This window comes from Amycolatopsis sp. NPDC049253 (assembly GCF_040678995.1).
Classification (GTDB): Bacteria; Actinomycetota; Actinomycetes; order Mycobacteriales; family Pseudonocardiaceae; genus Amycolatopsis.
Window position 1 is genome coordinate 22,283 of sequence record NZ_JBFAQX010000021.1, and the last position, 18,983, is coordinate 41,265.

The 18,983-nt window shown below is 71.4% G+C and carries 18 protein-coding genes and 1 pseudogene; 15 read left to right on the forward strand and 4 right to left on the reverse strand.

Annotated elements, in window-relative coordinates; translation table 11 throughout:
- The first annotated feature begins 213 nt into the window (after positions 1 to 213).
- Positions 214 to 1,855: pseudogene (locus tag AB0K15_RS34185) on the forward strand (carboxylesterase family protein).
- On the opposite strand, the gene AB0K15_RS34190 reads toward AB0K15_RS34185, so the two are convergent.
- Positions 1,852 to 2,463, reverse strand: coding sequence for a (2Fe-2S)-binding protein (locus AB0K15_RS34190; protein ID WP_364059990.1), 612 nt, complete (start codon positions 2,461 to 2,463; stop codon positions 1,852 to 1,854). The pseudogene AB0K15_RS34185 and the gene AB0K15_RS34190 sit on opposite strands and share 4 nt — an antisense overlap.
- Positions 2,445 to 3,299, reverse strand: a complete 855-nt coding sequence (locus tag AB0K15_RS34195) for a putative RNA methyltransferase (protein ID WP_364059993.1) — start codon at positions 3,297 to 3,299, stop codon at positions 2,445 to 2,447. Before AB0K15_RS34195 ends, AB0K15_RS34190 begins: the two co-directional genes overlap by 19 nt.
- A gap of 174 nt (positions 3,300 to 3,473) precedes the next feature.
- On the opposite strand from AB0K15_RS34195, the gene AB0K15_RS34200 reads away from it, so the two are divergent.
- The 5 genes from AB0K15_RS34200 to AB0K15_RS34220 all read left to right on the forward strand — a co-directional run bounded on the left by AB0K15_RS34200 (position 3,474) and on the right by AB0K15_RS34220 (position 8,931).
- The gene (locus tag AB0K15_RS34200; RefSeq protein ID WP_364059996.1) at positions 3,474 to 4,862 is read left to right on the forward strand and encodes an ammonium transporter; all 1,389 of its coding nucleotides are present in this window, start codon (positions 3,474 to 3,476) and stop codon (positions 4,860 to 4,862) included.
- Positions 4,859 to 5,197 carry a P-II family nitrogen regulator gene (locus tag AB0K15_RS34205; protein WP_285969503.1) on the forward strand — a complete coding sequence of 113 codons (339 nt, stop codon included), beginning with the start codon at positions 4,859 to 4,861 and terminating at the stop codon, positions 5,195 to 5,197. The genes AB0K15_RS34200 and AB0K15_RS34205 overlap by 4 nt, the downstream gene beginning before the upstream one ends.
- Entirely contained in the window at positions 5,198 to 7,495 is a 2,298-nt protein-coding gene (locus AB0K15_RS34210) for a [protein-PII] uridylyltransferase (RefSeq protein WP_364059999.1), read from the forward strand.
- 25 nt (positions 7,496 to 7,520) lie between these two features.
- Positions 7,521 to 8,021 (forward strand): HAD domain-containing protein, encoded by a 501-nt coding sequence (locus AB0K15_RS34215; RefSeq protein ID WP_364060002.1) that lies wholly within the window; start codon positions 7,521 to 7,523, stop codon positions 8,019 to 8,021.
- A 529-nt stretch (positions 8,022 to 8,550) separates the two neighbouring features.
- Positions 8,551 to 8,931: a hypothetical protein gene (locus tag AB0K15_RS34220; protein WP_364060005.1), complete on the forward strand. Its 381-nt coding sequence runs from the start codon at positions 8,551 to 8,553 to the stop codon at positions 8,929 to 8,931.
- A gap of 399 nt (positions 8,932 to 9,330) precedes the next feature.
- Here the strand turns inward: AB0K15_RS34220 and AB0K15_RS34225 are convergent, their stop codons facing one another.
- Together AB0K15_RS34225 and AB0K15_RS34230 are read right to left on the reverse strand one after the other, a co-directional pair.
- Positions 9,331 to 9,783, reverse strand: coding sequence for a MarR family transcriptional regulator (locus AB0K15_RS34225; protein WP_364060008.1), 453 nt, complete (start codon positions 9,781 to 9,783; stop codon positions 9,331 to 9,333).
- 9 nt (positions 9,784 to 9,792) lie between these two features.
- Positions 9,793 to 11,586, reverse strand: a complete 1,794-nt coding sequence (locus AB0K15_RS34230; protein WP_364060011.1) for an ABC transporter ATP-binding protein — start codon at positions 11,584 to 11,586, stop codon at positions 9,793 to 9,795.
- Positions 11,587 to 11,804: 218 nt separating this feature from the next.
- Between AB0K15_RS34230 and ffh the strand changes: the two genes are divergently transcribed.
- The 9 genes from ffh to lepB all read left to right on the forward strand — a co-directional run bounded on the left by ffh (position 11,805) and on the right by lepB (position 18,964).
- The gene (gene ffh, locus AB0K15_RS34235; RefSeq protein WP_364060014.1) at positions 11,805 to 13,349 is read left to right on the forward strand and encodes a signal recognition particle protein; all 1,545 of its coding nucleotides are present in this window, start codon (positions 11,805 to 11,807) and stop codon (positions 13,347 to 13,349) included.
- Positions 13,350 to 13,360: 11 nt separating this feature from the next.
- Positions 13,361 to 14,434 (forward strand): amidohydrolase family protein, encoded by a 1,074-nt coding sequence (locus AB0K15_RS34240; RefSeq protein WP_364060311.1) that lies wholly within the window; start codon positions 13,361 to 13,363, stop codon positions 14,432 to 14,434.
- Positions 14,435 to 14,529: 95 nt separating this feature from the next.
- Positions 14,530 to 15,327: a type II CAAX endopeptidase family protein gene (locus AB0K15_RS34245; RefSeq protein WP_364060017.1), complete on the forward strand. Its 798-nt coding sequence runs from the start codon at positions 14,530 to 14,532 to the stop codon at positions 15,325 to 15,327.
- A 194-nt stretch (positions 15,328 to 15,521) separates the two neighbouring features.
- Complete coding sequence (gene rpsP / locus AB0K15_RS34250) at positions 15,522 to 15,965, forward strand: 30S ribosomal protein S16 (protein ID WP_220237800.1); 444 nt, start codon at positions 15,522 to 15,524, stop codon at positions 15,963 to 15,965.
- Positions 15,962 to 16,201: an RNA-binding protein gene (locus tag AB0K15_RS34255; protein ID WP_003103110.1), complete on the forward strand. Its 240-nt coding sequence runs from the start codon at positions 15,962 to 15,964 to the stop codon at positions 16,199 to 16,201. Before rpsP ends, AB0K15_RS34255 begins: the two co-directional genes overlap by 4 nt.
- Positions 16,202 to 16,222: 21 nt before the next feature.
- The gene (rimM, locus tag AB0K15_RS34260) at positions 16,223 to 16,738 is read left to right on the forward strand and encodes a ribosome maturation factor RimM (RefSeq protein WP_364060020.1); all 516 of its coding nucleotides are present in this window, start codon (positions 16,223 to 16,225) and stop codon (positions 16,736 to 16,738) included.
- Positions 16,739 to 17,485, forward strand: coding sequence for a tRNA (guanosine(37)-N1)-methyltransferase TrmD (trmD, locus tag AB0K15_RS34265; RefSeq protein WP_364060023.1), 747 nt, complete (start codon positions 16,739 to 16,741; stop codon positions 17,483 to 17,485).
- A gap of 167 nt (positions 17,486 to 17,652) precedes the next feature.
- Positions 17,653 to 18,021, forward strand: a complete 369-nt coding sequence (rplS, locus tag AB0K15_RS34270) for a 50S ribosomal protein L19 (protein WP_360599997.1) — start codon at positions 17,653 to 17,655, stop codon at positions 18,019 to 18,021.
- A gap of 31 nt (positions 18,022 to 18,052) precedes the next feature.
- A complete protein-coding gene (lepB, locus tag AB0K15_RS34275) occupies positions 18,053 to 18,964 on the forward strand; it encodes a signal peptidase I (RefSeq protein WP_364060026.1) in 912 nt (303 codons plus the stop codon).
- Positions 18,965 to 18,983 lie beyond the last annotated feature (19 nt).

Consider the following 18,983-nt stretch of genomic DNA (forward strand, 5'->3'; position numbering starts at 1 on the left):
GGCGTACGACGCGACCGCTCCGCCGGAGGAATGTGCGCACAAGACGACCGGGCCGGGAATCGCCGCGACCGCGGCGAGCAGGACCTCCGCGTCCGCGTGCAGGCCCGCCGCCGCGGAGGCGGCGCTGGGCAGGCCGACGGTGCGGACGTCGAAGCCGGGCAGCTCCGCCGAGAGCTCGTGCCTCGGTCGGACCCCGGGTCGTTCTTCCTGGTGATGCCGGACGGTGACGAGCCGCCTACCGTTCGTGGTGATCTTCGGCCGGGGAGGCCGGACGTGCGCAAGGTGCTGACCACCGTGGCGGCGGCGCCGCTGGCCGCGGGGTGCTCGGCGGGCGGGAGCACTGCCTGGTCGCAGGACAGCGGGTTGGAGGCGCACACCGCCTCGGGCACCTTGAAGGGCACGGAAAACGGCGCGGTGCACCAGTTCCAGGGCGTGCCGTACGCGCAGTCGCCGGTGGGCGCGCTGCGCTGGGCCTCGCCCCGGCCGCCGCGGCCGCGGCGGGGCACCCGGGCCGCGGGCAAGCCGGGCAACCGCTGTCCGCAGGCGGCCTCGCCCGATGGCCGGCCGAGCGTCGACGAGGACTGCCGCTACCTCAACGTCACCACGCCCGCGAAGTCCGGCACCTCGCGGCCGGTGATGGTGTGGCTGCACGGGGGCGACGGCACCGGCGCGGGCGCCGGCTACGACCCCGCGCGCCTCGTCGACCAGCACGGCGTCGTGGTCGTGACGGTGAACTACCGGATCGGCGCGATGGGCGACTTCGCGCTGCCGCAGCTGGGCGACAACGCGAGTTTCGGCCCGCAGGACCAGCTCGAAGCGCTGCGCTGGGTGGAGCGCGTTCGGGGGCGACCCGGGCAACGTCACGATGTTCGGCGAATCGTCGGGCGCGTTCGCGACCTGCGCGCTGCTGTCCGCGCCGCAGGCCAAGGGGCTGATCGAGCGCGCGATCATGGAGAGCAGCTCGTGCTCGGCCTACTTCGTGAAGAACGCCCTGGCCCCGGGGCCGGGCCGCCACACGCTGTTCACCCCGCTGCAGGACGCGCAGGCCGCCGGCACCGCGGCAGCCGCGAAGCTCGGCTGCGACAAGGCCCCGGACGTGCTCGGCTGCCTGCGCCGCGTGCCGGTGAAGCAGTGGCTCGACGGCGGGTACCCCGAGGTGTTCACCGCGACGCCGTACGGCACGTCCGTGCGGCCCGGCTCGCCGGAAACGTCGATGCGCGAGGGCCGCACGCTGCCGATCCCCGTGCTGTTCGGCACCAACCGCGACGAGCTGCGCCTCTACGTCGCGGCCACGGCGGCCGGCGGCGGAAAATTCGACCAGGCGATGTACGAGGGCCTGCTCGCGGACACCTGCGGCGCGGCCTCCGCGGCGAAGATCGCCGCCGCCTGCCCCGTGCGGGGCACCGGGCCGTTCGCGGCGACGCTGTCCGTGGTGGCCGCGGCCACCACGGACGACGGCTGGGGCTGCCCGACCGCGGACGACGCCCCAGCCCTCGCCTCAGCCGGGCGGCCGGTGTACACGTACTTCTTCGCCGACGAGAACGCGCCGCCGATCCCGGGTTACGCCGTCCCGCGGGGCTTCCCGCTCGGCGCGGCGCACGGCCTGGAGATGGGCTACCTGTTCTGGGCAGCACAGGGCACCGCGGCCCAGCAGCAGCTGTCGCGCACGATGATCGGCTACTGCACGAACTTCGCGCGCACCGGCGACCCCAACGGCGCAGGCCTGCCCTCGTGGCCGAGGTTCTCCGACGGCGCCCGCGTGCAGCGGTTCGCACCGGACCAGGGGTCGGGCCGATCGACCCGCAGACGCAGTCGCAGTGCTCGCTGTGGCGCCAGGTCGGGGTGTGAGTCCTAGCCACCGAGGGCCGCGCGCAGCCGGGCGTCGCGCTCCTCGGGCCTCTGCCGCGGGCAGCTGACGCACTTCGGGTTGCCTACCTCGTAGATCAGGCAGCACGAGGCCCGTCTCACCGCTTGTGCCCGGCCGACGGCGACGTATCGCGGCGCGGGCAGGCCGAGGCCGGTGGACGCCACGACGTCGGCCGCGAGCTGCGGCGCGGAAGCCCACAGCAGGCGGTTGGCGATCGAGTCGGTCGCGATGGCGCCCAGCGCTCGCGCCCGGGCACCGGTGACCTCGGCGACGGTGGTGATGGCCGTGCCCAGCGCCGCGCCGAGTGCCGGGCCGAGCGGCCCGCTCAGCGCCCGCGTCGAACGGGAGCCGAGGAACCGCCCGTCGGGCACGATGTCGAGCTCCACGGCGTCCAGCGACGGGTCCAGCACCGCACCGCCGGAGGCGAGCGACTCCATCGTCGGCGCGACGAGCACGGACGAGAGCGAGTACCACCAGATCGTGCCGATCACCTCGGGCGCCGCGCAGCCGTACAGCTTCGCGGCGCCGCCGATGCGGGCCCGCACCCAGGTCGCGTCGGCCAGCAGCGCGGCCGGCGTCACGGCTGCCTCCGCCACACGCTCACCCCCACCGCGAGCGTCACGTCGCGACCTTCGGCGGCTTCGAGACGCTCCCGGCGGCCGTCGCGGTCGAGGTGGAAACCGGCGGGACCCATGGCGACCACATCGTGCACCTGGCGCGCGGTGAACGGTGCTGTGCGGACCACGTCCACTCGCGACACGCGCGTGAAGCGGTCGCCCAGCGAGTTTTCGAGGCGTTCTTCTTTGCGCTCGTCCACGGACAGCACGAGGTCGCCCAGCTCGGCGAGGTGCCCGGGCAGCGGCGCGGCCACCACGAGCACGCCGCCGGGCTCGAGCACGCGGTGGAACTCGGCGGGGTTGCGCGGGGAGAACACGTCGAGCACCACGGAAGCCACGCCGTCGCCGACGGGCCACGGCTCCCACAGGTTCCACACCACGGCGCCGAGCCGCTCGTGCGCGCGGGCGGCCCGGCGCAGCGCGACCGCGGACACGTCGAGCGCGAGCCCGGTCGCCTCGGGCGCGGCGTCGAGCACGCGCGCGAGGTAGTAACCGGGGCCGGCACCCGCGTCGATCACGAGGCCGGTGGCGGCGGGCGCGGCGACGCGGGCGAGCTCGTCGGCGAGGGGTGCGTACGCGCCCGAATTCAGGAGGTCCGCACGCGCCTGGACCATCGGCACGGTGTCGGCGGTGCCGGCCGGGATGCGTGCGTGCAACAGGTTGACGTAACCCTGGCGCGCCAAGTCGAACGAGTGACCGTCTTCGCAACGCACCGTGCGGCCCGCTAACCCGACCGGGGCAAGGCACACCGAACACCGGAGTGCTTCCACGACCCGTCGTGGCAGTGGGTCATTTCCGGGTCCGGCCGAGGTCATGCGGCTATTCGACCATGACGTTTCGCAATCGGACACCCCACCCCGCGTGGCGGGAAACCTCCCCGTAACAACCGCGACGGATGAGTTCACGCCCGTGAAACCTTCGGTGCCGCCCCGCGAAACACCCGGAACCAAGACTTCCGGGTCATCTACCCAGGGCACGGGAGGACAATTGTGCTGAACGCAGGAGACACCGCGTGGGTGCTGGCCGGCGCCGCGCTGGTCATGCTCATGACACCGGGACTGGCGTTCTTCTACGGCGGCATGGTCCGCGCGAAGAGCGTTTTGAACATGCTGATGATGAACTTCATCGCGCTGGCCGTGGTGGGGGTGCTTTGGGTTCTCTTCGGCTTCTCCATGTCCTTCGGCAACGACGCTTTCGGCGGCCTGGTCGGCAACTTCGACCTCGCCGGGCTGTCGGACACCTTCGGCAAGCTGGTCGGCTTCGCCGCGGCGGCCACGGACTCCGCGCCGGCCGTGCCGTGGCCGGGCCCGGACGCCTTGCCGTTGCTGGCTTTCTGCATGTTCCAGCTGATGTTCGCGATCATCACGCCGGCGCTGATCTCCGGTGCGATCGCGGATCGCGCGAAATTCTGGGGCTGGACGCTGTTCGTGGTCATCTGGGTGTCCGTCGTGTACTTCCCGGTGGCGCACTGGGTGTTCTCGTTCAACGGTTTCCTCGGTGAGAACTCGGTCGGCGGCTGGATCGCCAACAACCTGAAGGCGCTCGACTTCGCCGGTGGTACCGCGGTCCACATCAACGCCGGCGCGGCGGGTCTGGCCCTCGCGATCGTGCTGGGCAAGCGCAAGGGCTTCCCGAAGGACACCGGACGGCCGCACAACGTGCCGTTCGTGCTGCTGGGCGCCTCGCTGCTGTGGTTCGGCTGGTACGGCTTCAACGCCGGTTCCTCGCTGGCCGCCAACGACCTCGCGGCCGTCGCGTTCACCAACACGACCGTGGCCACGGCGGCCGCCGTGCTCGGCTGGCTGCTGGTCGAGCAGCTGAAGTTCGGCAAGCCGACCACCCTCGGTGCCGCTTCCGGTGCCGTCGCGGGTCTGGTCGCGATCACCCCGGCGTGCGGGTTCGTGAGCCCGCTCGGCTCGATCGCGATCGGCGTGATCGCCGGTGTGCTGTGTGCGCTGGCCGTGTCGCTGAAGTACCGCTTCGGGTTCGACGACTCGCTCGACGTCGTGGGCGTCCACCTCGTCGGCGGCATCGTGGGCACGCTGCTCATCGGCTTCTTCGGCACCACGAGCGTCAACTCGCTCGGCGCCGACGGGCTCTTCTACGGCGGTGGCTTCACCCAGCTGGGTCGCCAGGCGGCCGCGGCGGGCGCGGTGCTCGCGTACTCGTTCATCCTTTCCTTCATCATCGGGTTCATCATCAAGAAGGCGGGCGGCTTCCGCGTCAGCACCGAGGATGAAGTGAGCGGCATCGACGAGGCGCAGCACGCGGAGAGCGCCTACGACTTCACCGGCATGGGCGGCGGGATCGGCCAGCCGACCACGATCCCGGTCAAGTCCGCCATCGCCCCTGCGAAGTTCGAGGAGACCAAGGCATGAAGCTCATCACCGCGATCGTCAAGCCGTTCACACTCGACGACATCCGCTCCTCGCTGGAGCAGCTGGGCGTGCTCGGCATGACCGTGAGCGAGGTCCAGGGCTACGGCCGGCAGAAGGGCCACACCGAGGTCTACCGCGGCGCCGAGTACTCCGTGGACTTCGTGGCGAAGCTGAAGATCGAGGTCGTGACCGACGACGCCAACGTCGAAAAGGTCCTCGACGCCATCACCACCGCCGCGCACACGGGCAAGATCGGCGACGGCAAGCTGTGGGTGACGCCGGTCGAGACCGTGATCAGGGTGCGCACCGGCGAGCGCGGAGCGGACGCGCTCTAGGTGAGCACTCACGGGGGTGAACTGGTCCGGGCTCGAGAACAGCTGCTCACCGGCCGCCACGGCCCGGCCGCGCTGCGGGCGGCCTTGGTGGACCTGTACGAATTCTGGCTCGCGAAGGGCGCCACGGCGGCCGGCGTGGACACCGCTGATCCCGGTGTCGCGCTGGTCGCCGTCGGCGGCCTGGGGCGGCGCGAGCTGGTGCCGTTCTCGGATCTGGACCTGGTACTGGTGCACAACGGGAACCCACGCGTCGGCGAGCTCGCCGACGCGTTGTGGTATCCGCTGTGGGACGCGAAACTCGGGCTCGACCACTCGGTGCGTACGCCGGGTGAAGCGCTGAAGGTCGCGTCGGAGGACCTGCGGACACAACTCGGCTTGCTGGACGCCCGCCACCTCGCGGGTGACGCCGAGCTGACCGAACGGCTCGCGTCCGCCGCGCGCGACCAGTGGCGCCGCACGGCCCGCAAGCGGCTCGACGAGCTGGCCGACTCGGTGCGCACCCGGTGGCGGCGCAGTGGCGAGATCGCGCAGTCGGCGGAACCGGATCTCAAGCACGGCCGCGGGGGACTGCGGGATTTCGCGGTGCTGGAGGCGCTGGCGCTGGCGCAGCTCACCGCGCGTCCGGGCGAGGAGCTGCTGGCGGCCAAGGCGTTGCTGCTCGACGTGCGCACGGAGCTGCGCCGGGAGCTTCGCCGTGAGCGGGACATCCTGAGCGCTCCCGAAGCCGAGGTCGTGGCTTCGGAGCTCGGGCTCGCCGACCGGTTCGTCTTGGCACGCAAGCTTTCCGGGGCGGGGCGGACGATCTCCTACGCGGTGGACGTCGCTCTGCGGTCCACTGTGGAGCCTTCCCGGCCGCGGTTCGGCCGTCGGCCTTCGCGCACCCCGTTGGCCGAGGGCGTCGTGCTCCACGGCGACGAGGTGTCCTTGGCCCGCGACGCCGTACCCGCGAAGGACCCGGCTCTGCTGTTGCGCGTCGCCGCTGCTTCGGCGCGCACGGGCAAACCCATCGCACACGGCACGTTGCGCACGCTGGCGGACTCCGCACCCGAGCTGCGCGCGCCGTGGCCGGACGAGGCGCGCAACGCTCTGGTGGAGCTCCTCGGCGCGGGGGAGGGCCTGGTCGACGCGGTCGAGGCGCTGGATCGCACCGGCTTGTGGGCCCGGCTGTTCCCGGAATGGGGCGCGGTGCGCGACCTGCCGCCGCGTTCGCCCGTGCACCAGTGGACGGTGGACCGGCACCTCGTGCAGGCGTGCGTCGAGGCGGCCCGCCTGACCACCACCGTCGCGCGCCCCGACCTCCTGCTGATCGGCGCGCTGCTGCACGACATCGGCAAAGGCCGCGACGCCGACCACTCCGAGCTGGGCGCCGACATCGCCGCCCAGGTGGCCGCCCGTCTCGGACTGCCTTCCGTCGACGTGCAAACGGTGGCCGCCATGGTCCGCCACCACCTGTTGCTTCCCCACACGGCCACCCGCCGCGACATCGCCGACCCCGCCACCGTGTCCCGCGTGGTCAAAACCCTGGACGGCGACGTCGTACTGCTGGATCTGCTCCACGCCCTGACCCGCGCCGACTCCCTGGCCACCGGCCCGGGCGTCTGGACCGACTGGAAAGCGAGGTTGCTCGCCGACTTGGTCGCGGCAGGGGAAGAAGCCCTCCACGGCAAGGGTTTCACCGCGCCGGATCCCCTCGACAGTTCTCAACGGGAGCTCATGGCCGAAGCCGTCCGGTCGGGGATCGGCGAGGTCCGCATCACCGCCCACGGCAAGGTCGTCACGGTCACCCTCGCCGTCCCGTCGCGCGCCGAGCTCCTCGCACCCGCCGCGGGTGTCCTGGCGCTCAACTCGCTGGAAGTCCACGCCGCCGTCCTGCGCGACCGCGTCGGCGTCTTCACCGCCTCACCCAAGTTCGGCTCCCTGCCCGACTCGGCGCTGTTGCGGGAGCAGTTCTCCCGCGCCGTCGCCGGCACCCTGCCCCTGACCCAACGCCTGGCCGCCAAGGAACGCGACTACGCCACCACGGCGTCGGCCGCGGTGGCGCCCAAGGTCCTCTGGTTCGACGACGAAACCAGCGGCCCCAACACCGTGGTGCTCGAACTGCGCGCCACCGACCGCATCGGCCTGCTCTTCCGCGTCGCCCGCGCACTGAGCCGCTCGGGCGCCTCCGTGCACTGGGCCAAAGCCACCACCCTCGGCGGCGCCGTCGTGGACTCCTTCGCCGTCAGCCCGTCCACCGGCCGCGTCGACTCACCTTGGCGCGCCACAGTCGAGGAGGCCGTGCTGACCGCCGCTTCGTGACCACCCGGGCGGGCTACGGTTTTCCGTGGCCCGCCCCCTCCTCTTCCTCGACGTCGACGGCCCCCTCATGCCGTTCGGCGCCTCGAACTACCCGCTCTACCCGCCGCTGCCCGGCCCCTCCGAGCACCCGCTCCTGGCACGCCTCGACCCCGCCCACGGCGCGCGCCTCTCCGCGCTGCCGTGCGACCTCGTCTGGGCCACAACCTGGTTCACCGACGCCAACGACGTCATCGCCCCACGCCTCGGCCTGCCGGCGCTTCCCCTCATCGACGAGCCGGCCCAGCCCGACACCCACGGCCTGCACTGGAAAACCCGGCCTTTGGTGACCTTCGCCGCCGGCCGCCCCTTCGCCTGGGTCGACGACGAAATCTTGGCCGCGGACCGCGCATGGGTACCCGCACACCACCCGGGCGCCGCCCTGCTGCACCGCCCCGATCCCCGCACCGGCCTCAGCGAACCCGACTTCACCACCCTCGCCAAGCGGTTCGAAACGCTCGCCCCAGCCCCCGACTACCCCAACCCGTAAACACCCCCACCCACACGCCGCACCCCCACCACCCCACCGCCCCACCGCCACGCGCCCACCCAACTCACCACCCACCCAGGCCGCGCCACCTCACCAACCGCCACCCACCCACGCGACCCAACCCTGCACCCAGGCCGCGCCACCTCACCAACCGCCGCCCACCCGCCGAGCGGAACCTGCACCCAGCCCCTCCCCGGCACCCCGATCCGAAGCCTTTTTGCGGCCGGCGAGCTGTTGTCAAGGCACGCTTTCCCGCCTTGACAACAGCTCACCGGCCGTCAACACAATCCAGCTTCGGGGTGCACCCAGACCGCAACACGCCCCGCGAGGCCCCGCACCTAAACCGAAACACCAAAGCCCCCCAACCTGTCCCACCCGCAAACACCCCACCCCAACCCACCCAACCAACGTGACCAGCCCAATCACCCACCCCACCCATCACACGATCGGGGTGTCGCACCAGCAAACCCCTGCCCCGGTGGCAATATGGCGCGGGTCCGGAGCGGCGGTGCGGAGGGCGGGGTGTGAGGTGCTGGGGTCCGAGCAGAACCTGCCGAGGCTTTCGTTGCCGCCCACCGTGGTCGCGGCGCACCTGAGGTCGTGTGCGGAGGAGCTGGCCGGTTCGTTGCGCACGGACGGCGAAGCGGCGACGTTGGGCGAGCTCACCGAGGTCGTCACCCAGCTCGTCGCGGGGCAGCACGCGCTCGCGCACGCGCTGGCCGGCCTCGCGGGGCGTGTGGATGTGCGCAACGGAGCCCTGGCGGCCGCGCCGTCCGTGGACGTCGAGGTGGTCACCGAGGTGCTCCAGGCCGCGGCGTGCGCGGTGGGCTGTTCGGCGGAAGCGCTGGCCGAGGCCGAGCCGTCGTTCGAATGCGTGAGCGAGTCCGCGGGGCCCGACACCCGCCTGTAGCCGTCGCGTCGAGGACACCGGACGCGAACAGGCCGGAGGCGTCACGGGGTTGCCGAAACCCCTCCGCCGGAGGACCGTGGTGGCCACGGCCCGCGCCGCCGCCCGGGAAGGCCGCGAGCGCCCGTTCCCGAGCCGAACCCGGCGAACAACCGCGGCTTGAGTAGTTCTACGCAACTCCGGTTGGGGGTCTTCACACTGCCCCGCCCGTCCGTGCCCCGGCAGACTTCTCCCCAACGCAAGGCGGAACGCGTTCGCCCGGTACTGGGGGTCTGGCGAGCGGGGGACGGGGTACCAGCCTGGCGTGCACGCGGCGGAAGGCTCCCGGGGAGGTGAGCCCTTCCGCCAAGGTTCCGGGGCCGGCCGTGGGGAGCGGCCGCGTCCCGGAACCCCTGAGGGAGTTCAGGAATCCGCCATCCGCACCATCAGGTCCGCGGCCATGCGCAACAGCTGCTGCTCCGTCGGGCTCAGTGCGCGCTCCATCGCCGCCGCCAGCCACTGCTCACGCGAGTTCGAGTACTCGCGCAGCACCACGCGCCCGGCGTGCGTGATGTCGAGCAGGGATCGGCGCCCGTCCGACGGGTCCGCCGTCCGCGTGATCAACCCCCGCGCCGTCAACGAAGCCAGCACGCGGGTCAGCGACTGCGGATGCATGCGCTCGGCCTCGGCCAGCTCGCTCGGCGAGTGCGTGCCCGCCCGGTAGAGCCGCGACAGCACGGCCAGCACCGTCGGGCCCGGCGACGGCGAGTCCGCCTCCGAGCGCATGCGCCAGTTGAGCCGCCCGACTCCCTCCCGGACGTGACGGGCCAGCTCGGCCAGCTCGTCGGCACGGCGGGTGTCGGCGTCGGTCTGCATACCGCCACATTAGGCGGTTTCCCCGCGCACGAGCCGCGCGTACCGGCCGTCGAGTGCCAGCAGTTCCGCGTGCGTGCCGCGCTCCACGATCCGGCCGGCGTCGAGCACCACGATCTGGTCCGCGTTCTCCACAGTGGACAGCCGGTGTGCGATGGTCAGCGTGGTGCGGCCCGCGGCGAGCCGGTCGAGCTCCGCCTGCACGGAGCGCTCGGTTCGGTTGTCGAGCGCGCTCGTGGCCTCGTCGAGGATCAGCACGGGCGGGTTGCGCAGTAGGATCCGCGCGATCGCCATCCGCTGCTTCTCCCCGCCGGAGAACCGGTAACCACGCTGGCCCACCACGGTGTCGTAGCCCTCGGGCAGCTTCGCGAGCGTGTCGTGGATGTGCGCGGCCTTCGCGGCCTCCTCGATCTCCGCGTCGGTGGCGTCCGGCTTGGCGAAGCGCAGGTTCTCCCGCACCGACGCGTGGAAGAGGTACGTCTCCTGCGACACGAACCCGACCCCCGCGGCCAGCGACGCGAGCGTGACGTCCCGCACGTCCGTGCCGTCGATGGCCACGCGGCCGTCCGTCACCTCGTACAGCCGAGCCACGAGGTAAGCGAGCGTGGTCTTGCCCGAGCCCGTCGAGCCGACCAGCGCCGTGGTCGTCCCGGGCGCCACGTCGAGGTCGATGTCGCGCAGGGTCCACGGTCCGTCGTCGTCGTAGCGGAACGACACCGACCGCATCGACACCGCGCCGTCGCGCACGACCAGCTCCCGCGCTCCCGGCCGGTCGCCGATCTCCACGCGCAGGTCGAGCACCTCGAAGATCCGCCCGAACAGCGCCTTCGCCGCCCCCACGCTCTGGCTCACCGTCTGCATGGCCGTGGCCGGCCCGAGCAGCCGGTTGAGCATGCTCGTGAACGCCACCACCGTGCCGAGCGAAACCGGCGCCGAGCCGCCGGCCAGCTCCAGGCCGGCGACCCAGTACACGAGCGCCGGGATGATCGTGAGGCTCATCGTCCGCGAAGCCCGCTGCCAGCGCCCGGCCAGCGCCACGCTGCGCTCCAGGGCCGCGACCTCGCGTGACTCCTCGGCGAACCGCTCGCGCATCTGCCGCTCGTTGCCCATGGTCTTGGCCAGCAGCACGCCGGTGACCGACAGGGACTCCTCGACGATCGTCGTCAGCCGCGCCATCCGCCGGGTCCGGCCGCGGGCGAGCTTGCGCTGCTTGCCGCCCAGCCGCAGCGTGAACAGCAGGAACAGCGGCACGACCACGAGCGACAGCAGGGCCAGCTGCCAGTCCATGATCAGGATCGCCACGGCGATCGCCAGCGCCGTGGTGCCGTTCTGCACGATCGACGCCGCGGTGGTCGTGACCACGTTGTCCACGCCGCCGATGTCGTTGAACACCCGGGACAGGATCTCGCCGGTCTTGGTGCGGGTGAAGAAGCCGAGCGACATGCGCTGCAGGTGGCCGTAGACCGCCACGCGCAGCTCGTTCATCACGCGCTGCCCGATCGTGTTCGACAGGCCGGTTGTCGCCACGCCGAGCGCGCCGGAGCCCAGCGCCGCGGCGATCATCCCGAGTGCCAGCACGCTCACCAGCAGCGCGTCGCGGTGGGGGAGCGCGTCGTCGAGGATCGCCCGCAGCAGGAACGGCGAGGTGACGCCGAGGCCCGCCTGCACCACCAGGAGCGCGAACAGCCCGGCCATCCGCGCCCGATGCGGCCGGAACAGCGCGGCGATGCGCCTGAACGGCACTTTCTCGTCGGTGTCCGCCTCCGGTTCGGCCAGCGTCGGACGCGGTGTCGTTGCTGAAGTCATACGCAGATGTTTACGGATTCACGGCGTCAGGTCGAGCGTTTTTCTTGCTTTGACAGGGAGTGGTGATCAAGATTATTACGCATGTGCGTACTAACCTTCTGACGAAGGTTCGCGCACCCGCGAGGCGGCCGGGCCCGGACCGCTACCCTGGGAGGTTGCCGGGGTCGCCCAGCGATGCCCGGTACGCGAACGACGACCCAGCTGGAGCGTGCACACCCGTGTTCGACACCCTCTCCGATCGGCTCACCGCCGCCCTGCAGACGCTGTCTCGCAAGGGCCGGCTGTCCGACGCCGACATCGACGCCACCGCGCGCGAGATCCGCATCGCGCTGCTGGAGGCCGACGTCGCGCTGCCGGTGGTCAAGGAGTTCATCGCCCGGATCAAGGACCGGGCGAAGGGCGCCGAGGTCTCGCAGGCGCTCAACCCGGCGCAGCAGGTCATCAAGATCGTCAACGAGGAGCTCGTGGGCATCCTCGGCGGCGAGACACGCCGGCTGAACCTCGCGAAGAACCCGCCGTCGGTGATCATGCTCGCGGGCCTGCAGGGTGCCGGTAAGACGACGCTCGCCGGCAAGCTCGCGATGTGGCTGAAGAAGCAGGGCCACGCGCCGATGCTGGTGGCCTGTGACCTCCAGCGTCCGAACGCCGTCACGCAGCTGCAGGTCGTCGGCGAGCGCGCCGGTGTCGTCACCTTCGCGCCGGAGCCGGGCAACGGCGTCGGCGACCCGGTGGACGTCGCCCGCCGCGCCATCGAAGAGGCCAAGCACGCGCAGCACGACATCGTGGTGGTCGACACCGCGGGCCGCCTGGGCGTCGACGAAGAGCTGATGAAGCAGGCCGCGGACATCCGCGACGCCGTGCAGCCCGACGAGATCCTGTTCGTCGTCGACGCGATGATCGGCCAGGACGCCGTGACCACGGCCCAGGCGTTCCGCGACGGCGTCGGCTTCACCGGTGTGGTGCTCACGAAGCTCGACGGCGACGCCCGCGGTGGTGCCGCGCTGTCGGTTCGGGAGGTCACCGGCCAGCCGATCCTGTTCGCGTCCAACGGCGAGAAGCTCGAGGACTTCGACACCTTCCACCCCGACCGGATGGCCTCACGCATCCTCGGGATGGGCGACGTGCTCACCCTCATCGAGCAGGCCGAGCAGCACTTCGACCAGGACCAGGCCGAGAAGGCCGCGGCGAAGCTGACCAGCGGCCAGCTGACGCTGGAGGACTTCCTCGAGCAGATGCTCGCGGTCCGCAAGATGGGCCCGATCGGCAACCTGCTCGGCATGCTGCCGGGCGCGGGCCAGATGAAGGACCAGCTGGCGCAGGTCGACGACAAGCACCTCGACAAGTTGCAGGCGATCATCCGCGGCATGACCCCGGCCGAGCGCGACGACCCGAAGCTGATCAACGGCTCGCGCCGGCTGCGCATCGCCAACGGTTCGGGCGTCACCGTCCGCGAGGTCAACGACCTGGTCAACCGCTTCTTCGAAGCCCGCAAGATGATGGCGCAGATGGCCGGGCGCTTCGGCTTCGGCGGTGGTGGCGGCAGCAAGACGCGTAAGGGCAAGAAGGGGAAGAAGGGCAAGGGGCGCGGCCCCACGCAGCCCAAGGTCCGCGGCGGCTTCCCCGGCGGCATGCCGATGTTGCCCCCGGGTGGCATGCCCACCGGCGGCGGGATGCCCGACCTGTCGCAGCTCGGCGGCATGAACGACGTGCCGGGCTTCGACCCGACGAAGTTCAAGCTGCCGAAGAACCCCAAGAACAATTGAGCGCCGAGCCGTTGAGCGCCCTGCACGTCTCCGGCACCGTCCTGCCCGACGGCTCGACGCGTGAGCTCTGGATCACCGACGGGCGCATCTCGTTCGAGCCCGTCCCCGGTGCCCAGACGCTGGCGACCGGCGGGTTTCTGGTGCCCGGCCTCGTCGACGCCCACTGCCACCCGGGCCTCGGCCCGCGCGGCGCGGTGCCGGTGGAGGAGGCGGCCGAGCAGGCGGCGACCGACCGCGACGCGGGCACGCTGCTGATCCGCGACTGCGGCCTGCCGCTCGACGTGCGGCCGCTGCAGGCGCGCGCCGACCTGCCGACGATCATCCGCTGCGGCCGGCACCTGGCCCTGCCGAAGCGCTACATCCCCGGCTTCGCCATCGAGCTGGACGACGTCGCGCTGCTGCCCGAGGCCGTCGCGGAGCAAGCGCGCGACGGCGATGGCTGGGTCAAGCTCGTCGGCGACTGGATCGACCGCGGCGAGGGTGACCTCGCGCCGCTGTGGCCCGACGACGTGCTGGCCGAGGCCGTCGGCGTCGCGCACGACCTCGGCGCCCGCGTGACCGCCCACGTCTTCGGCGAAGCCGCCCTGCCGGGACTGATCAACGCGGGCATCGACTGCCTGGAGCACGGCACCGCGCTGAACCCGGATCAGCTGGCCGAGCTGGCGCGCCGTGACGTGGCGCTCGTGCCGACGCTGATCAACATCGAGAACTTCCCCGGCATCGCCGACCAGGCCACGAAGTACCCCACGTACGCGGCGCACATGCGGGCGTTGCACGCGGGCGTCGCCGACATGGTCTCCTCGGCCGTCGAGGCGGGCGTGCGCGTGTTCGCCGGCACCGACGCCGGCGGCATGGTCGCCCACGGCCTCATCGCCGACGAGGTCGAAGCGCTGCACCGCGCCGGCATGACCCGCGAGCAGGCGCTGGCGAGCGCGTCCTGGGCCGCCCGCGAGTGGCTCGGCCACCCCGGCATCGAAGACGGCGCTCCGGCGGACCTGATCGTGTACCCGGCCGACCCGCGTGAAGACCTCGCGGTGCTGCGCCACCCGTCGCACATCGTCCTGCGTGGCACGGTTTTCGGCTGAAACTCCTCCCGCATCGGTGATCGCCCGAGTACTGTGCGAAGTCTCCTCGGCGGTTAGGCTCGACCGGTGAGCCGAGCGATCACCGGAGGGCGGGCGTGACCACTTCCCAGCCCCGGGAACCGATTCCGGGTGCCACGCCGATCCGTCCGGAGGATCTGGTGAGCGCCCCGCGCGAGTTTCCGTCGCACCGGTGGGGCTTCGGGGCGTTCCTGCTCGTGGAGGCCGTGCTCATCGCGTCGGCCGCGTTCGTGAGCGCGTTGCTGGGCGATCCGCCGGCCGGGCAGCCGCTGCCGATCCGCACGGTGCTGCTGGGCACGATGCTGCCCGCGATGATCGCCGCCGGTGTCGCGCTGCTGGCCACGGTCGTGCGCGGCAACGGACCCAAGCTGGACCTGCGTCTGGAGTGGCGCTGGGCCGACGTGAAGATCGGGTTCAAGTTCGGCCTGCTCGGGCTGGTGCTCACGTCGCTGAGTGCCTGGGTGTGGACCGAGATCGTGGGCTCGGCCGACGCGACGTCGGCGATCAGCGCGCTGGTGGACGACCGGAAGATGTCGGTGTCGGCGGCCATCGTGACGTTCGTCTACCTCTGGCTGCTCGGGCCGATCTGCGAGGAGATCATCTACCGCGGCCTGCTCTGGGGCGCGGTCGAGCGGCTGCAGTGGCGCAGCGAACGGTGGGGCCGCATGGCGGCTTTCCTGCTGTCCACGGCGGTGTTCGCGGCCAGCCACCTCGAACCGCTGCGGACCACGCTCCTGCTGGTCATCGCCGTGCCGATCGGCCTGGCGCGCTTGGCCACGGGCCGGCTGCCCGGCAGTGTGGTGGCGCACTCGATGAACAACTTCCTGCCCTCGGTCGCGATCCTGCTCGGCTCGCTCGGGGTCAGCTCGTTCTGAGGTGCGGGCCGGCCCGTGTTCCGAGGCCCTGCGCAGGCACTTCGAGCCATCTGGCAGAATGTTCGCTTGCCCGCTTCCGTCCGGACCCTCTCACCGTTCGGGAGCTCCTGACCTTCGGGTGCCCGTGATCGTGTCCCCACGCGGTCGTCGTGCGCCCACCCTGCACCAGAGAGCACTGAGGAGTACCCACACCCGTGGCCGTCAAGATCAAGCTGCAGCGCCTCGGCAAGATCCGTGCGCCGTACTACCGCATCATCGTCGCCGACGCGCGCACCCGCCGGGACGGCAAGGCCATCGAGACGATCGGCAAGTACCACCCGAAGGAAGAGCCGAGCCTGATCGAGGTCGACACCGACCGCGCCCAGTACTGGCTGGGCGTCGGCGCCCTGCCGACCGAGCCGGTCCAGCGCATCCTCGAGATCACCGGCGACTGGCAGAAGTTCAAGGGCCTGCCGGGCGCCGAGGGCACCCTGAAGGTGGCCGAGCCGAAGCCGTCCAAGCAGGACCTGTTCAACGCGGCGCTGGCCGCCGCCGGCGAGGAGCCCTCCGCCGAGGCCACCACGCCGAAGAAGAAGTCCGCTCCCAAGAAGGCCGAGGCCGAGAAGGCCGAAGCCGCTGAGGGCGAGAAGTCCGAGTGAGTTTTCTCGCTGACTCCCTCGAGCACCTGGTGCGCGGGATCGTCGACAACCCGGACGAGGTCCGGGTCGAGCTGCTGACCACTCGCCGTGGCCGCACGCTCGAGGTGCACGTGCACCCCGACGACCTCGGCAAGGTGATCGGCCGGGGCGGTCGCACGGCGACCGCTCTGCGCACCGTGATGGGCGGCATCGGTGGCCGCGGCGTCCGTGTGGACGTCGTCGACACCGATCGCTGAGCCTTTTCGGAAACGGTCAGGATGGACGTCGTAGTCGGTCGCATCGCCAAGGCGCACGGCATCCGCGGGGAACTCGCGGTGGACGTGCGCACGGACTCGCCCGAACAGCGGTTCGCCGTCGGTGCGGTCGTCACGACGCAGCTGCGTGACGGCAGCAAGAGGGATCTCACCATCGCAGCCGCCCGCGAGCACAGCGGGCGGCTGCTGGTGCGTTTCGAGGAGGTCCTCACGCGCGACGTCGCGGAGACCCTGCGCGGCGCGTTGCTGCTCGCCGACACGGCCACCCTGCCGCCGACGGACGATCCCGACGAGTTCTACGACCACGAGCTGGCCGGCCTCAGCGCCGAGCTGGCCGACGGCACGGTCGTGGGCAAGGTCGTCGAGGTCGTCCACTCGCCGGCGGGGGAGCTGCTGGAGCTCGACGTGGCCGGGCGCGAGGTGCTCGTGCCGTTCGTGCGCGCGATCGTCCCGACGGTCGACGTCGCGGGCGGGCGCGTGGTGCTGGACCCGCCCGAAGGCCTGCTGGACGAGGCCTAGATGCGCATCGACGTCGTCACGATTTTCCCGGAGTACCTCGACCCGCTGCGCGCGGCGCTGCTGGGCCGGGCGATCGACCGCGGCCTCATCGAGATCGGCGTGCACGACCTGCGCGACTGGACCCACGACGTCCACCGCGCGGTCGACGACGCGCCGTACGGCGGCGGCCCGGGCATGGTCATGAAGCCCCAGATCTGGGGTCCGGCACTCGACGAGGTCTGCCGTCCGGAGACCCGGCTCGTGGTCCCGACGCCGGCGGGCAAGCCGTTCACGCAGGAGCTGGCCCACGCGTACGCCGAGGAGAAGCACCTCGTCTTCGCGTGCGGCCGCTACGAGGGCATCGATCAGCGTGTGGTCGACGACGCCGCGCGCCGCATGCCCGTGGACGAGGTGTCGATCGGCGATTACGTGCTGGTCGGCGGCGAGGCCGCGGTGCTGGTGATCGTGGAGGCCGTGGTCCGGCTGCTGCCGGGCGTGCTCGGCAACGCGCGGTCGGCGGCCGAGGACTCGTTCTCCGACGGGCTGCTCGAAGGCCCGAGCTACACCCGCCCGGAAGTGTGGCGCGACCTGGCGGTGCCCGACGTTCTGCGCTCCGGGAACCACGCTCTCGTGGAGCGCTGGCGGCGCGACCAGGCGCTGGAACGCACGGCGCTGCGGCGCCCGGATCTCCTGGCCCGGTTGCCGGAGGGTAGTCTGAACAGCCGAGATCACGAGGTACTCGACCGGCTCGGCGAGGACCTCGGCTAGACCCCGTGCGAAGCGAACACCAGCGCCTCTGCCATAATCGACAGGTTGGCGTGAGTGGACCGCCTCGTTCACGAGCCCGCCATCAGCTCCCGGGTATGGCCGTAGCACTGCTGCGCGCCCGGGGAGACGTACGCAAGCACTACCGAATCGACGAGGACGGACCACCGATGAACACCCTGGACGCGCTGGACGCGCAGTCACTGCGTTCCGACATCCCGGACTTCCGCCCGGGCGACACGCTCAAGGTCCACGTCCGCGTCATCGAGGGCAACCGCGAGCGCAACCAGGTCTTCCAGGGCGTCGTGATCCGCCGCCAGGGCGGCGGCGTGCGCGAGACCTTCACCGTGCGCAAGGTTTCGTTCGGCGTGGGCGTCGAGCGCACCTTCCCGGTGCACTCGCCGAACCTGGCCGAGGTCGAGGTCTTCAAGCGCGGCGACGTGCGGCGCGCGAAGCTCTACTACCTGCGCGACCTGCGCGGCAAGAAGGCGAAGATCAAGGAGCGCCGCGAGAACCGCGAGACCACCTCTGCTTCCTGAGTGCCCACGCGGTACCCGGTAGCCTGGCGACGTGGTCGATCCCGTGCCCCAGAACGCCGCTGAGGATGACCCCGACGGCTCGGACGATTCTCGTTCCGAAGAGCGTCGGGGCTCCCACCGGCGGGGCAAGCCTCAGAAGAAGCGGTCGTTCTGGAAGGAACTGCCGATCCTGATCGCGATCGCCTTGGTGCTCACGATCCTGATCCAGGCCTTCCTGGCGAAGGTCTTCATGATCCCCTCGGGGTCCATGGAGGCCACGCTTCACGGCTGCCCCGGCTGCACGGGCGACCGGATTCTGGTCGACCGCGTCACCTACGACTTCACGGATCCCTCGCCGGGTGACGTGATCGTGTTCAAGGGTCCGCCGGCGTGGACCGAGAATGAGATCGCGCCGCAGGAGTCCAGCAACATCATCGTCCGCGGCCTCCGGGGTCTCGGCTCGCTGGTGGGCTTCGCCCCGCCGGACGAGCGCGACTTCGTGAAGCGCGTGATCGCCGTCGGCGGCCAGACCGTGCAGTGCTGCGATCCGCAGAACCGCGTGATCGTCGACGGCAAGGCGCTCGACGAGCCGTATATCCACTGGGAAGATCCCGACCACGCGATGCAGGAGTCGTTCGCGCCGGTCAAGGTGCCGCAGGGCACCCTGTGGGTGATGGGCGACAACCGCAACAACTCGTCCGACTCGCGGTACCAGGGCGGAGGCGGTGCCAACGGCGCCGTGCCGGTGAGCGACGTGATCGGCAAGGCCCGGATCATCGTCTTCCCGCCGAGCCGCTGGGGCGGGGTCACGGACCACGATCCGCAGGCCGATGCCCAGCCGGTGGCCCTCGGTGCCCCGGCGTGGCAGGAGGGCCTGCCGCTCGGTGTCGGGTTCGCCGCCGCCGTGCCCACGCTGTTCGTCGGCCGGCGGGTGAAGGCGGGCCTGCGCAAGGCGAGACGTTAGGGTGCCCAGCCCGAGAAGG